The sequence below is a fragment of the Parasutterella secunda genome, from assembly GCF_023336895.1.
In the GTDB taxonomy this organism is placed as follows: domain Bacteria; phylum Pseudomonadota; class Gammaproteobacteria; order Burkholderiales; family Burkholderiaceae_F; genus Aphodousia; species Aphodousia faecalis.
In genome coordinates this window covers 20,452-34,816 of the sequence record NZ_JAMBLT010000009.1, presented here as the reverse complement: position 1 = coordinate 34,816, position 14,365 = coordinate 20,452, and the positions used below count along the sequence as shown (strand labels likewise).

The 14,365-nt window shown below is 47.3% G+C and carries 13 protein-coding genes; 11 read left to right on the top strand and 2 right to left on the bottom strand.

The genetic code is table 11. The features are described from left to right. Positions 1-44: 44 nt before the first annotated feature. From M3080_RS07395 to M3080_RS07360, 8 genes are all read left to right on the top strand, one after another. Complete coding sequence (locus tag M3080_RS07395; protein ID WP_249092534.1) at positions 45-1,028, top strand: bifunctional riboflavin kinase/FAD synthetase; 984 nt, start codon at positions 45-47, stop codon at positions 1,026-1,028. Between the two features lie 75 nt (positions 1,029-1,103). Then, on the top strand, positions 1,104-3,953 hold the full coding sequence (gene ileS / locus M3080_RS07390; RefSeq protein WP_249092533.1) for an isoleucine--tRNA ligase: 2,850 nt from the start codon (positions 1,104-1,106) through the stop codon (positions 3,951-3,953). A gap of 9 nt (positions 3,954-3,962) precedes the next feature. Next, positions 3,963-4,454, top strand: coding sequence for a signal peptidase II (lspA, locus tag M3080_RS07385; protein ID WP_249092532.1), 492 nt, complete (start codon positions 3,963-3,965; stop codon positions 4,452-4,454). Between the two features lie 11 nt (positions 4,455-4,465). Beyond that, the gene (coaBC, locus tag M3080_RS07380) at positions 4,466-5,644 is read left to right on the top strand and encodes a bifunctional phosphopantothenoylcysteine decarboxylase/phosphopantothenate--cysteine ligase CoaBC (protein WP_249092531.1); all 1,179 of its coding nucleotides are present in this window, start codon (positions 4,466-4,468) and stop codon (positions 5,642-5,644) included. Continuing rightward, the gene (locus tag M3080_RS07375; RefSeq protein WP_249092530.1) at positions 5,644-6,108 is read left to right on the top strand and encodes a hypothetical protein; all 465 of its coding nucleotides are present in this window, start codon (positions 5,644-5,646) and stop codon (positions 6,106-6,108) included. Before coaBC ends, M3080_RS07375 begins: the two co-directional genes overlap by 1 nt. A gap of 4 nt (positions 6,109-6,112) precedes the next feature. Then, on the top strand, positions 6,113-6,559 hold the full coding sequence (gene dut / locus M3080_RS07370) for a dUTP diphosphatase (RefSeq protein ID WP_249092529.1): 447 nt from the start codon (positions 6,113-6,115) through the stop codon (positions 6,557-6,559). Positions 6,560-6,792: 233 nt separating this feature from the next. Further along, positions 6,793-7,023 (top strand): cold-shock protein, encoded by a 231-nt coding sequence (locus M3080_RS07365; protein WP_022472367.1) that lies wholly within the window; start codon positions 6,793-6,795, stop codon positions 7,021-7,023. A gap of 120 nt (positions 7,024-7,143) precedes the next feature. After that, positions 7,144-7,494 (top strand): DUF192 domain-containing protein, encoded by a 351-nt coding sequence (locus M3080_RS07360; RefSeq protein ID WP_249092528.1) that lies wholly within the window; start codon positions 7,144-7,146, stop codon positions 7,492-7,494. Between the two features lie 42 nt (positions 7,495-7,536). On the opposite strand, the gene M3080_RS07355 is transcribed toward M3080_RS07360, so the two are convergent. Further along, positions 7,537-8,136 (bottom strand): superoxide dismutase, encoded by a 600-nt coding sequence (locus tag M3080_RS07355; protein ID WP_022472369.1) that lies wholly within the window; start codon positions 8,134-8,136, stop codon positions 7,537-7,539. 86 nt (positions 8,137-8,222) lie between these two features. Beyond that, positions 8,223-9,557, bottom strand: coding sequence for an exodeoxyribonuclease VII large subunit (gene xseA, locus M3080_RS07350; RefSeq protein ID WP_249092527.1), 1,335 nt, complete (start codon positions 9,555-9,557; stop codon positions 8,223-8,225). A 103-nt stretch (positions 9,558-9,660) separates the two neighbouring features. On the opposite strand from xseA, the gene M3080_RS07345 reads away from it, so the two are divergent. The 3 genes from M3080_RS07345 (at position 9,661) to M3080_RS07335 (ending at position 14,091) form a co-directional block, all read left to right on the top strand. Beyond that, positions 9,661-10,557, top strand: a complete 897-nt coding sequence (locus M3080_RS07345) for a DUF2156 domain-containing protein (protein ID WP_249092526.1) — start codon at positions 9,661-9,663, stop codon at positions 10,555-10,557. 62 nt (positions 10,558-10,619) lie between these two features. Continuing rightward, positions 10,620-11,207 (top strand): thioredoxin domain-containing protein, encoded by a 588-nt coding sequence (locus M3080_RS07340; protein WP_249092525.1) that lies wholly within the window; start codon positions 10,620-10,622, stop codon positions 11,205-11,207. Positions 11,208-11,847: 640 nt separating this feature from the next. Then, the gene (locus tag M3080_RS07335) at positions 11,848-14,091 is read left to right on the top strand and encodes an autotransporter outer membrane beta-barrel domain-containing protein (RefSeq protein ID WP_249092524.1); all 2,244 of its coding nucleotides are present in this window, start codon (positions 11,848-11,850) and stop codon (positions 14,089-14,091) included. The last annotated feature ends 274 nt before the right edge of the window (positions 14,092-14,365 follow it).

Here is a 14,365-nt window from a genome sequence, read left to right as displayed (position 1 = left end):
ACATATTTGATAAAATTGGGCGTTTATTTCTGATTTTTCGTGCTATGAAAGTATTTCGAGGGGTTCCTCAGGATCTAAGAAAAATGGACTGTGCGGTGGCCATCGGCAATTTTGACGGTGTGCATCGCGGCCATCAGGCGCTTTTAGAGGAAGTGGTACAGGCCGCAGACCTTCGCGGTCTTTTGCCTTGCGCGGTCACATTCGAACCCCATCCCAAAGAAGTCTACCCTCACGGTCACGAAGTTCTAGCCCGAGTCAACAACATTCGGGATAAGGTACTCGATATCGGAGCCTGCGGCATTCAACGCGTCATTTTCCTTAACTTCAATGAGCGCTTAGCCCGTATGAGTCCAAGGCAGTTTGCCGAAGAGATTTTAGTCGAAGGACTGCACGCTCGTTGGGTTACCGTGGGAGAGGATTTTCATTTCGGCTATAAAGGTCAGGGCAATGTGCAAGACTTGAAGGCACTTGGCAAGGAACTCGGTTTTGAAGTCTGGGTTTCTCCAACCCTTTTTCACGGCAAGAGCCGTATCTCCAGCACACGCTTGAGAAAAGCCCTCCAAGATAATGACCTTTTTGAAGTCACCCAATTGCTGGGCCATCACTATCACATCACGGGCCGTGTTGTGCATGGTCAGGAATTAGGCCGCACACTGGGTTTTCCGACCATCAATCTTGATTGCATCCCGGTTGATAAAAACGGAGAGCCGGCCGTCAAAGGCGTGTACGCCGTTTTTGTGCATGGACTTGCTCCCTATCCGTTGGGTGGTGTAGCTACGATCACCTGCCGGCCGACGGTGACAGCGGGTCAGCCGAAGAAATACTTGCTTGAAACGCATATTTTTGATTACCACTCCGACTGTTACGGCAAAATCGTTCGAGTGGAATTTTTGGATAAATTGCGCGACGACAAAAAGTTCGCCAATTTGGATGAATTGAAAGCCGCCATTAACGCCGATGCTCAGAAAGCTCGCGGACTGGTCGGTTTGGCGCGTTCCGATACGGAACTCACCGAAATGTACGGTTAGTGCGAAGCCTATTAAAAATTCGCACGCTTTTGTTTTTAACAACCTTGAAGAGTCCGAGGGGACCAAGGAGATATCATGGCTAAAACTACTGACGATCAAGCACAAAAGTATCCGCTTAATCTGCCGGATACGCCCTTCCCGATGCGCGGCAACCTGCCAGCCCGTGAACCGAATTGGATCAAAGAATGGCTTGAAAAAGATATTTACGGTGCCATCCGCAATGCGAAAAAAGGCCGCAAGCATTTTATTTTGCACGATGGTCCTCCGTACGCTAACGGCGACTTGCACTTGGGTCATGGTGTCAACAAGGTTTTAAAAGACATCATTTTGAAGTCCCGCACGTTGATGGGATACGACACTCCCTACGTGCCGGGTTGGGACTGCCACGGCATGCCCATTGAAATTCAGATTGAAAAGCTTTACGGCAAAAACTTGCCGATCGTTGAACTGCAAGCCAAGGCTCGTCAATATGCTCACGAGCAAGTCGCTCGCCAAATGACCGGTTTCCAACGTTTAGGCGTTTTGGGTGATTGGAACGATCCCTACCTCACGCTTCGCTACGACACGGAAGCCGCTCAAATCCGTGTTTTGGCTAAGCTCATGGAAAAGGGTTACGTCTACCGTGGTCTTAAGCCTGTGAACTGGTGCTTTGACTGCCAATCCGCTTTGGCTGAAGCCGAAGTCGAATACAAAGACATTAAAGGCCCCATCATTGACGTGGCTTTCCCCTTGGCCGAAGAAGATAAGGCCAAGGTTGAAGCAATCTATGGTCATACGCTCGATAAACCCGCCTACACGGTGATTTGGACAACGACGCCTTGGACGATTCCCGCCAACCAAGCCTTGAACATGCACCCCGAACTTGACTATGCGTTAGTCGATTGCGGCGATCGTTACCTCATCTTGTGCGAAAAGCTGGTTGAAGATTGCCTCAAGCGCTATGAAATGCAAGGTAAGACGGTCGCAACAGCGAAGGGCCAGGCTTTTGAATTGGTTCGCTTCATGCACCCGCTTTCTCAAATGGATGCGGGCTACAAGCGCTTTAGTCCCGTTGAATTAGCCGACTATGTTGATTCAACGGCCGGTACCGGTATTGTTCACTCGGCGCCTGCCTACGGTGTGGACGACTTCTACACCTGCAAGAAGTACGGCATGCACAACGATGACATCCTCAATCCGGTGCAAGGCAACGGTGTTTACGCCGACGACCTTCCCCTCTTCGGTGGCTTGCACATTTGGAAAGCGCAACCGGTTATCGTTGAAAAACTGAAAGAATCCGGTAACCTTTTGCACTACGGCACGCAGGTTCATAGCTATATGCACTGCTGGCGCCACAAGACGCCCTTGATCTACCGTGCAACGAGCCAGTGGTTTATCCGTATGGATAAGAGTAACGATGACACACGTCCTGCAATCGGTACCGAACAGCCCAAGAGCCTTCGCGAGGCTGCGCTTGAAGCGGTGGATGCCACGAAGTTCTACCCGAGCTGGGGTTACAACCGTCTGCACGCCATGATCGCCAACCGTCCTGACTGGTGTATCTCGCGTCAACGCAACTGGGGTGTGCCGCTCCCCTTCTTCACCCACAAGGTAACGGGCAAGCTGCATCCGCGCACGCTTGAAATCATGGAAGAAGTCGCCAAACGCGTCGAACAAGGCGGCATCGAAACCTGGACTCAGGCTAAAGCGGAAGATTTCATGAGTGCTGAAGAAGCCCAACAGTATGACAAGACCACCGACATTTTGGACGTGTGGTTTGACTCGGGCTCCACGCACGCCACGGTAGTGCGCGGTTCTCACAAGGATAAACTCGACTTCCCGATCGATCTTTATTTGGAAGGCAGCGACCAACACCGCGGTTGGTTCCATTCTTCTTTGTTGATCGGCGTGATGCTCGATGGCCGCGCTCCGTACAACGCCCTCTTAACGCACGGCTTTACGGTGGACGAACAAGGCCGCAAGATGAGTAAGAGCTTGGGCAACACGGTGCAGCTCATGGATGCCACGAAGACCTATGGCGCTGAAATTCTGCGCTTGTGGGTAGCCTCCACCGATTACTCCGGTGAATTGAGTTTCGGTAAGACGATCGTTAAACACGTGACGGACTCTTACCGCCGCATCCGCAACACGTTGCGCTTCCTCTTAGCCAACACCAGTGACTTCGACATCACCAAGGATGCCGTGAAGTTTGAAGACATGATTGAGCTTGACCGCTGGGCCATCGCCCGTGTTGCTCAATTGCAAAAGGAAGTCATTGAACTTTATAACGACAACGACTTCCACCCGATCGTGGCGAAGCTGCAATCGTTCGCAAGCGATGACTTGGGAAGCTTCTACCTGGATATTCTCAAAGATCGTCTCTACACGACCGCCACAACTGGGTTGGCTCGCCGCTCTGCGCAAACCGCCCTTTGGTACATCACCGCGGCTTACCTGCGCTTGATGGCTCCGATTCTCTCCTTTACGGCCGAAGAAGCCTTTGCCATCTTTGAACCGGGCAAGTCGGTTTCGATCTTTACTGAAGAATTCTTCAATTTGCCTGAAATCGCAGGTGCTGAAGAATTGCTCGCCAAGTGGGAACGTATCCGCAAGGTTCGCACCGATGTGCAAAAAGAAATCGAAAACTTGCGCGCCGAAGGCAAGGTGGGTTCAAGCCTTCAAGCTGAAGTGGACATCACTGTTGATGGCGATGACTATGAAGCCTTGGCAAGCTTGGGCGACGAATTGCGCTTTGTCATGATCACGAGCCGCGCTGATCTTCATCAGGGGCCGGCCTCGGTGAGCGTGCATCAATCCGCCGCTCCCAAGTGCGCTCGCTGCTGGCACTACACGGCAACAGTGGGCACGGTGGCCGACCACCCGACGCTTTGCGCCCGCTGCGCTGAAAACCTTTTCGGTGCCGGTGAAACCCGCCGCTTTGCTTAAGGTTTTTGCATGAGCACCAACTCTCGTCCCGCCCGAGCATTATTGCCCTGGGCGGGCGTTTCAGCTCTGGTGTTTGTCATTGACTTTGCCACCAAGTGGTACTTTGAAAGTCATTTTTATCTTGGCGAATCCAGAGCGGTTACGTCGTTTTTCAACCTTGTGTTGGCTCACAACACCGGGGCTGCTTTTTCATTTCTCGCAGGCCACGACGGCTGGCAGATGTATCTTTTCGCAGCGATTGCTTTAGTCGCAGTATTTGTTTGCGCAAAACTCATTATCAAACACTCGCAAGAAGGGCTTTTTTGTCTTGCTCTGTCTTTGATCATGGGCGGTGCGTTAGGTAATCTCTTTGACCGTATAATTTACGGATATGTGATTGATTTCCTAGATTTTTATTACGGCTATTGGCACTGGCCCGCCTTTAATGTGGCTGATATGGCCATTGTGGGCGGCGCAGGGCTTTTGATCATTGATAGCCTAACCCATAACTCCTCGGATTAAAGGACAGTGCGATGCTCTCTGGGCAAAAGATTGTATTGGCGGTAACCGGTTCCATTGCTGCTTACAAAAGCTGTGAATTATTGAGATTGCTCATTAAACGAGGCGCTGAAGTGTCTGTCATTATGACTGAGGCCGCGCAGCGTTTTGTTACACCGCTCAGTTTCCAAGCGCTGGGAGCCAAAAAGGTCTATACGGGCGATTGGGACGACTCCACTACCGCCATTCCGCATATTGAAGCCACAAAAGAGGCTTCGCTTCTTCTTGTGGCACCTGCGACGGCTAATATTTTGGCAAAAGCGGCTCAAGGGCTCGCCGACGATCTCTTAAGCGCGGCAATCCTTGCTGCGCGCTGTCCGGTTGCCTACGCGCCGGCCATGAATACCTTTATGTGGCACAATCAGGCCACGCAGCGCAATGTCACCCAGCTTACTCAAGACGGAGCCATTTTCCTGGGGCCGGACTCGGGCGAGCAAGCCTGCGGCGACATCGGAAGCGGGCGAATGCTTGAGCCTGAAGATATTATCGAGTTACTGCAGGGGGCATTCTCTCCGCGCCTGCTTGATCGCTGTCGTGTACTCATTACGGCGGGTCCGACTTACGAGGCGATTGATCCGGTTCGCGGCATCACCAACCTATCATCGGGCAAACAAGGTTTTGCCATTGCCAAAGCGGCTGCTTTAGCTGGCGCTGAGGTGACTTTAATTGCCGGGAAATGTGATTTAAAAACTCCCGCCGGTGTCAAGCGAATTGATGTGACCACCGCGCGCGAGATGTATGACGCGGTCATGCAGGAAGTCGCTCAGCATGAAATTTTCATCAGTGTGGCCGCCGTTGCCGATTGGCGAGTTGCCAATGCAAGCGATCACAAAATCAAAAAAGAATTTGCAGGCGCCCCGGATCTTCAGTTTGAAGAAAATCCGGATATCCTTGCCAGTGTCGCAGCGCTTGAAAATGCGCCCTATTGTGTAGGTTTTGCAGCAGAAACGGATAATCTCATTGATAACGCACGGGCTAAGCTGTACCGTAAAAACGTGCCTTTAATCGTGGCTAATTTGGTAAGCGACGCGATGAATCAAGATACCAATGCCGTTGTCTTTGTCGAGCGCGATGCGGCCACACCTTTGGCTAAAGCAACCAAAGAGCACATTGCTCAGGCGCTCATAGCCAAAATTGCCCAGGAGGTGAATTAATGCGAAAGCGTTTCGATCCTTCTTACTTGGAACCCAAAGATGGGGACTTTGCAAGCTTTGTTGAAAAACTCAATCAAAAAAGCGTTCAAGAATTAAAAGCTTTGCAAGTCAACGATGAGCAGATGCGCGAGCAGATTAACGATGAGTTAAACGGCGCGGCTTCCGGTGTTTGGACTTCTCCTGACATCGATCCCACTCCGATTCATCGCGACACGGTCATCAATCAACCGGAAGATGCTTTTAAAGTGGATCCGTCTGTCGCCCAAAACCCGTCATCCGCTTCTCGCGACAAGCTCAGTCGTGCAGGCTCTGCCTCGACTTTTCTTCTAATCTTTGCGGGTTTTGCCCTCTTTTTCTATGGCGGCATGACTGGCGATGAAGAACTGATCGCCACGGCCGTCTTTTTAGTTTTATTCTCTATTTTTTCAAATGTTATCCGTCAGAAACGAAACCGCCGGAGATAATCTCATGAAAGTCGATGTCAAAATCCTTGATCCCCGTGTTAAAGACAAAATGCCGACCTATGCCACTACGGGTTCTGCGGGTCTTGATTTAAGAGCCATATTGGATGAGCCGCTAACACTCAATCCCGGTGAAACTCGCTTGATTAAAACCGGTCTTGCCATTCACCTGGCCGATCCGGGTTACGCCGCCTTGATTCTTCCCCGTTCGGGTTTGGGCCACAAACACGGTATCGTTTTGGGAAATTTAGTGGGATTGATTGACTCGGACTATCAAGGCGAATTGATGGTTTCCACCTGGAACCGCGGACAAGAAGCCTTCACCATTGAACCGATGGAACGCATTGCGCAGCTTGTCATTGTGCCCGTTGTTCAAATGCAAATGAACATAGTAGATGATTTTGAGACTTCGGATCGTGGAGCCGGCGGTTTTGGTTCAACCGGTAAAGCATAAAAATGCGGTTTAAATTCAAAATTGCAGCCCGAAATGAGAAATTTTCCCATTTCGGGTTTCTTTTTGATAATTGCCCATCTCGACTTCGTTAAAGACTTTAAACGCCATTTTCACACCTTAGAATTTCTCAAAAAAACCTACCCAAGCCGTTGTAATAAGCCTATGATGAAACTGAAAGCAGACAAAATAGAACTCTCTCTAGTTTGCCTATGCTTTCTTTGAAAGGATGTTGTATGAATTCCGGTACTGTTAAATGGTTCTCGGATGCCAAAGGTTACGGGTTCATTATCCCCGATGGTCAGGATCGTGAAGTGTTTGTTCATTTCCGCTCCATTGAGATGCCCGGTCGCAAGACCCTGCAAACCAATCAGCGGGTAGAGTTTGAATTCGAACAATCCGAACGCGGATTGCACGCCACTCGTGTGGTACCCCTGCCTATGAAAACCGAAGACGCCGCAAGCTAGAGGATTGTTGTGTCGATGAGCTTTGTATTGTCTCTGCTCAAAACTGCGCGAATAGTATTTAAACATTACTCGCGCAGTTTTTGTATTGGATTTTTAACCATTCTTTTGCCTGCCACGGCTATGAGCGAAACCATTTACGTGAACGATCAGCCTGTGAACGTTCAGGTTGCAAAAAGTGAAGCTGAACAGCAACGCGGACTGCAAGGTGTCGAACACTTAGAGAAAAATCAGGGCATGCTTTTTGTTTTTCACCCGGCCCGTCAAGTTTGCATGTGGATGAAAGATGTCCCTATTGATTTGGATGTCGGATTTTTTAACGACAAGGGACAATTGATTGCCGTGCGGCACATGAAAGCGCAGACAGAAAATACACACTGCTCACCCCGTCCCATTGCTTGGGCGCTGGAAATGAACGCAGGATGGTTCCAGGAAAAGCACTTAGCGGAAGGCGCCAAGCTTCGTCTGAATTAGAGAAAATGCGGCCTTGGGAGTGATCCCAAGGCCCGTCTTGAATTACTTAGCGTTGTAGTAGTTTCTTGCCACAAATTCCCAATCAATCAAATGATCAAAGAGAGCATTTAAGTAGTTGGGGCGGGAATTGCGGTAGTCGATGTAGTAGGCGTGTTCCCACACGTCCACGACCAAAAGCGGCGTATTGTCGCTAGCCAGTTGCGTGCCGGCATTGGACGTATTAACGATTTCAAGCGTCTTTTGAGGGGTGAGCACAAGCCAAGTCCAACCCGAGCCGAAATTGCCCGCGGCGCTGGCGCAGAACTGTTCACGGAAAGATTCAAAAGAACCCCAACGTTCCTCAATCTTTGTCATCAATTCGCCTTGGGGCTTTTGACCGCCCTTGGGAGAAAGACACATCCAGAAAAAGGCATGGTTCCAAGCTTGTGCGGCATTGTTAAAGATACCTTGATTGATGCCGTCACTTGCCAAAACGATCTCTTCCAAAGACATGGTTTCAAAGGGCGTGCCCTTGATAGCGGTGTTCAAATTGGTGAGATAGGTTTGGTGGTGCTTGCCGTAGTGATATTGCATGGTTTCTTCAGACATGGCGGGAGCCAATGCATTCATCGGAAACGCTAAAGTAGGTAATTGAAAAGCCATTTCTTCTCTCCTAAAAAACGTTTTGATTGTACGGAGAAAAAGTACGGATGGTGTACTTTTCTGGTTAAGAATTGCAACACTGTGGACTATTTCTTTACATGAACCTCTAGCTGTCCGTCATGCCAGTGAATCTGCAAGTTATCGCTTTTAACCGCGCTCTCGGCACTTTTAACAAATGTTCCATCAGAAGCTGTGACATAGCTGTACCCTTTTTTCAAAATAGCTTGCGGACTGATTTCCGTAATCAAATCCATTAAGCTCTGACGGGCGCGTTCATTTTGATTGAGTTTGTCATGAATGAGTGAGACAAGCTCTTTACTGATTCTGTCATGTCTTTCTTTTTCTCTGAGAAAAAGCGAAGCAGGATTAATGAGTGATGCGCTTAAATGACGAACAGTTTCTGATTTTACAAACCACTGAGAGCGCATCAAACTAGAAAGCGATTGACTCAAAAGTGTCAGGCGCTCGTTGGCTTGGCGAAGACTTTTGGCCGGATCGGGGATCTCTCGCATCAAGGAATCCACTTTTTGCGTGTTTTCCGTCCAATAGCGACTCCAGACGTAGCGCATGGTCTCATGAGTCTGAGCGAGTTCTTTTAACAAGACGTCAACACTTTCGGTGGCGTGCTCTGCCGCAGCCGTCGGTGTCGCCGCCCGTAAATCCGCCACCCAGTCCACAATCGTCACGTCGCTTTCGTGCCCGACACCGACAATAACGGGCTTGGTTAAAGCGGCAACGCTGCGAGCAACCGCTTCATCATTAAAAGACCAAAGATCCTGAAGAGACCCCCCACCTCTGACTAACAAAATCACATCAACATCGCTTTGATCAGCTCGCTTAAGCGCTGAAATAATTTCTGCCGGCGCATCATCACCTTGCACGGCCGTTTCAAAAACTGTCAAGCGAGCGTAGGGAGCACGGCGCCTTAAGGTTGTCAACACGTCTCGCAGGGCAGCGGCCTGAAGACTTGTCACCACGGCGATTTTGGTGTTGACGCGGGCAATCGTCTTTTTGCGGGAAAGATCGAAAAGGCCTTCTTTTTGAAGTTTTTCCTTTAACTGCAAAAAGCGTTCATAAAGCGTCCCCAATCCCGCTTGCCTGACAGCGTCCACAACCATTTGATAAGAACCGCGGGCACGGTAAATACTCACTTGCCCGTGAACTTCCAGATGATCCCCGGTTTTAGGAATAAAGCCCACATGGCGGTTGTTGCCCGCAAACATGGCGCACGACAATTCGCCGGTGGCATCTTTGAGCGTGAAATACCAGTGGCCCGACGCAGCACGTGTAAAACCACGCACTTCACCTCCCACCCAAAGCGGCGGGAAATTCATCTGCAAAGAGCGCGAAACTTCATCGTTGAGCTGCGATACAGTCCAAACCGGTGATGATGACAAAGGGGCATTTTGCTCAAAAAACATGGGCCTGAAATCTTAAAAAGAACCAGAAAATTCTAACTAAATTGTTTTGCAAATTGTTCTCATCTGTCTTAATGTTTAGCAGTTCGATAAGAAAGATTGGATTATGTTATTTCAAGCGTTAAAAGAAAGCGATTTAGACCTTTTAAAAAAGTATCTTCCACAGTATGGAGACGGCGATTGTGATTTAAGTCTCGTCTCGCTTTTCAGTCGGGGCATTCACAATCATTTTCGTTATTTCGAGTTTGAAGGCACTCACCTTGTGTTGGAGCGTCTAGTAGGAAAGGATCCCTCTCCGGTTCTCGTCATGCCTATTGGGAAAGAGGAAATTCCCTTTTCTCTTTTCGAAGTCTTGGATAATGACGCTCGCCAAAACCATCGCCCACTTCGTTTTTACGGACGAACCGATTCAATCGCGCCGATTCTCTCGAAGGCTTTCGCCCATCGTAGATTGATTATTGAAGATAATCCCGATCGATGGGATTATGTGTATGCGTGTTCTGACTTTGTGGAGCTCCCAGGGTCACATTTTCACAGTAAGCGTAACTTCGTCAAACGCTTTTATAAGGCGTGTCCCGATGCTCAATTTGAAGTGTACACAAAGGATCGTCTAGGCGACTGCATGGCGTTTTTGAACGATTGGTATAGTGGGCGTGAAATGAATGAAGGCCTTTTAGAGGAAAAAGCCGCTATTGAAAAAGTTCTTGCGCATTGGGACGAATTGCCGGTCTACGGCGGCATTTTGCACGAGCATGGTCGAATCTTAGGGTTAACTTATGGAGCAAGGAGCGCTTCTGATATTTTGGCTGTGCATATTGAAAAGGCCACCCGTGACGTACCCGGTGCGTATCCAGCTCTCTCTCAAGCGTTTGCCAAAAGTTTGCCCCTCTGTATTGAGTACCTCAACCGCGAAGAAGATCTGGGGATTCCCGGTCTCAGAAAAGCCAAACAAGATTGGCATCCGATCACGCAATTGAAAAAAGGTGTGATTGAAGTTCAATAATCACTAAGCAACCGTGGGTTTTGTGCGTAAAATGATTGGGAACATTAAGGAGGCTTTTTTCTATGAAAACAATTTCTCGACGCAATGCACTTTTAGCTGGTTTTTCCTCCTTAATCACCATTGGAATGACGTCTGCCCATGCGGCCCCCGCTTCCGTCCCCGTCATCTGGGACGGAAAGAAAATGTTTGAATCTTTTGAAAAAGAAGGAACCGGCATTTCCTCTAAAGGCCCCGCCGGACGACCGAAGGCGTATGTCGCTTTTGATACACAATGCCGGGATTGTTGGCAGTTGCACCGAAAATTGGAACCCTTTTTAGATAAAATCGAATTTGTGTTCTGCCCTATTTCGTTTATGAATATTCATTCTGAACCGCAGGCCACCACTATTTTGATTGATAAAGATCCGCTGGGTAAATTAGACGAGCATTTCGCTCACTTCAACGATATTGGATTTCGCGGGATCCGTTACGGCGCAGTGGAAAAGTTACCCGTGGAAGTTCGCGATAAAGTATGGACCAATACCAAACTTCATCGTCGAGCCGGCTGCAGGGCTGTTCCCTATGGGGTATTCAAGAATTCAAAAGGCCAGTATGTGCCGTTTGATGAGCGATTGAGTGTTGAGGAACTTAAAGAGCTGTTTGAGCTGTGAGTTTTGAATATATTGCTCAGACGTGCGCATATCTAGACCCAAACCCAAGCTCTAAGGTAAATGGCGAGGTTGCACCAAATCCCTCAGCAGATATACCTCCAAAATGTGGATTTAAGATTCGTCGAAACCGTTAAACCTAATTCTTTCAAACACAAAAGGACTCGACAGTTTCAGTTGTGGTCTATGTAAACCAACTTAAAGCTTGAAATTTCCTTATTCAGAGGGATATTGATTCGCAGACAGAACAAACAAAAGCTCGATTTAACCAGCGCCTTAGAGCAACAATTCACTGGTAGCAGTAATTGGCCGGATATTTCGATAGGTCCTTCGGCGTTGGATTGCAGTGATATTTTTTGAGATTTGATGGCAAAGTTTTTCCAGTTACCGTTGTCTTTCTGGAATCCCAAAGTAATAACTGGTCACATTAAATTCGCTAATAATTGTTAGCGAGATTACCGTTTTCGAAGAATTGTATATGGTCAACTGTCATGTGGGTAACGGTAAATGGTTTCTCGCCTACCCCTTCACCGTATGAACGTTTGATAAAATTCAATCCCACAACCTCCACTTTTAGGAGATTTTATTTCCTCTTTAAACTAGTAAAAATTTTTCATACCTTGATTCAATTAGGAATATAGCAATGCCTACTAATAAACCTAAATTATCTCATCGCAATATTCTGCAAAAAAATATCATCGCAGCGCTTTTCTTTTTTTCATGCTATGGGCTAGCTCAGGCTGAAGATTTCTCAAATATCGGAAGTTCGGATCCGCAAATCCTCAGATTCAATGATGCTGAACTTCACACTTATGACAATGTCCATATTGAACATTCCCCCAAAATCACAAATTCACAGTTTTCAATTTTACTGCAGGGGGGGGCAGATCTTAAGATCAATGAAAACACTGAGATTAGGATTAACGCTACAGAATTTGATGACAGTAGTTTTGCCCAAGGTAACTACGCTATTGCCGCGTATCAAGGTTCTGAGATCAATCTCAATGGCAATGTAGATATTTTTGTCTACCAAAAAACTAACCATCCTAAATTTAACCCCAATGAAATCGGTGCAAACGGCATTTGGTTGCAAGATGCAATCATCAATATTGGTAGCGCCGGCTCAACAACTAAAATATGGACTTTTGCCCAAAAAGCAGATACGTTACAAGCGAAGGGCAATTCATCAATCAACATTCATTCAACTAATAACCAGATAGTCGGCAATATTTTGGTAGAGCAGAACAGCTCCGTTACGGGAACGTTTATTGGTAACGGCTATTTTTCCGGAGATGATTTCCTTCTTGATAACCAAGATTGGGTTGGTTGGATCGGAGATTTCGGTGATGGTCGTGACAAATATATTGCGGGCGATCTTAATTTGACTTTTGAAAATGGTGCTCAGTGGATCTATTTAAAAAGTCCATACATCAGCCAAATTACACTAAATAACAATGGAGTTATCAATTTATTTGATCAGGACATTCAAGAGTTTTATAGCTCGAGCGGACTCAGCGAATACTTCTCCGATGAAATACTGTCGATAAATCACAATTACGTCCATATAGCAAATTTACAAGGTAACGGCGGTATTTTCAAAATGGATCTCAATGCTGAGGATAAAAGCGCTAGTGATATGCTTTTTATTGATAGCTACAACGGATCAGAAAATCAAACTTTCTCCAAACATGCCATTGACTTAGTTGCGCATGATCTTGGATTATTGGAATCCATCAACCCAAACAACACGTTGATTTTCGCAGTCACCAAACCTAATGATGAATCCACTCTTAGTTTTGTTGATAAGGTCAATGAACGGGGTGAGGGCTTGATCGACTACGAATTGCAAATCAATCATGAAACTTTATCCGAAGAGGATACGCAAAGAGATGAATTTTCAACTGTCAAAGACACAGAAGGTTCAACAGTCGATTTGGATGATTACATTGGGGGAACTAAGTGGTTTATAGAACGTATTGTTCTGACAAAATCCTCGGCCGCTTTTGGGATGACAGGAGCGGGTTATGCGAGTTATGACGCTGCTGTAGAAATGGATCGGAGAGATCGCCGCCTTAATGAAACCCTACGCAGTGACGATGATCCTGATAACGGACTTTGGATAAGAATGCACCATGGTCGTAGTGGAGCTGATAGTCAATACCACTGGGATCGCACAGGAGTCTCGATCGGATATGATCGCCAATTTTCTCAAAAAAGTAGGGCGGGCGTCTGGTTTTCGTATACAGAAGGGGACACCAACTTCCTTGATGTCCAAGGCAACGGTGAGATGAAGCGATACGAGTTCGCTGTTTTTGATACCCTTACCTACGATAATCACTATCTTGATTTCGTTGGTCGTATCGGTCGGGTCTCGAGTGATTACACAGTTGGTAACGAGACCTATACGACAAAGGGCGATTTTGATCAAGATTATGTGGCGTTATCGGCTGAATACGGTTACACGTTAAAGGACAGCAAAGGTGTATTTTTGGAACCGCAATTACAGATACAAGTTGCTTATCTTGATAGTTTTGATTACTGGACTGATCGGATGATGAAAGTTGAGGCAGATAGTGAAACGAGCGTTATTGGTAGGGTCGGCTTTCGCGCCGGACATGAATTCCTAAGCCAGAACTTTGCCGGCGAGTTTTATTTCCGAGGAGATGTTCTTCACCAGTTCACTGGAGGTCAGGATGCTAAGCTTTCTGATGGTTTGCATAACTTGAAAGAAAATTGGGGGAACACAGGTACCTGGGCTGATTTCGGTATAGGTACTGCATTGAATTGGGAAAATAATATTCATTTGCAATTTGATGCTGAACGTATTGTGGGCGGAAAAACCGAAGACACATGGCTAGTCTTTGGTCACATGAAGTATCTTTTCTAGACAAACTCTTCTTTGTCACGCTTATTAAAGAATTTATCTTTAGATGCAGTTTTTGAAAGTTCTAGCAAGTTAGTTAAAAACGATTGTTTTACGCGTGAGCGAGGGGAGGGGAGAATTTGGCCACAGCCAATGAAGTCCCCCCCTCAACTTTTTAATTTAAGCCACTAAAAAGCGACCCTGGGAATCAAACAGTAAGATGAAATTACCAGAATATGGTCATAAGCATCTTTCCAACGGACGCTATGACACCTAATTGCTGTCTATTGACAACGAA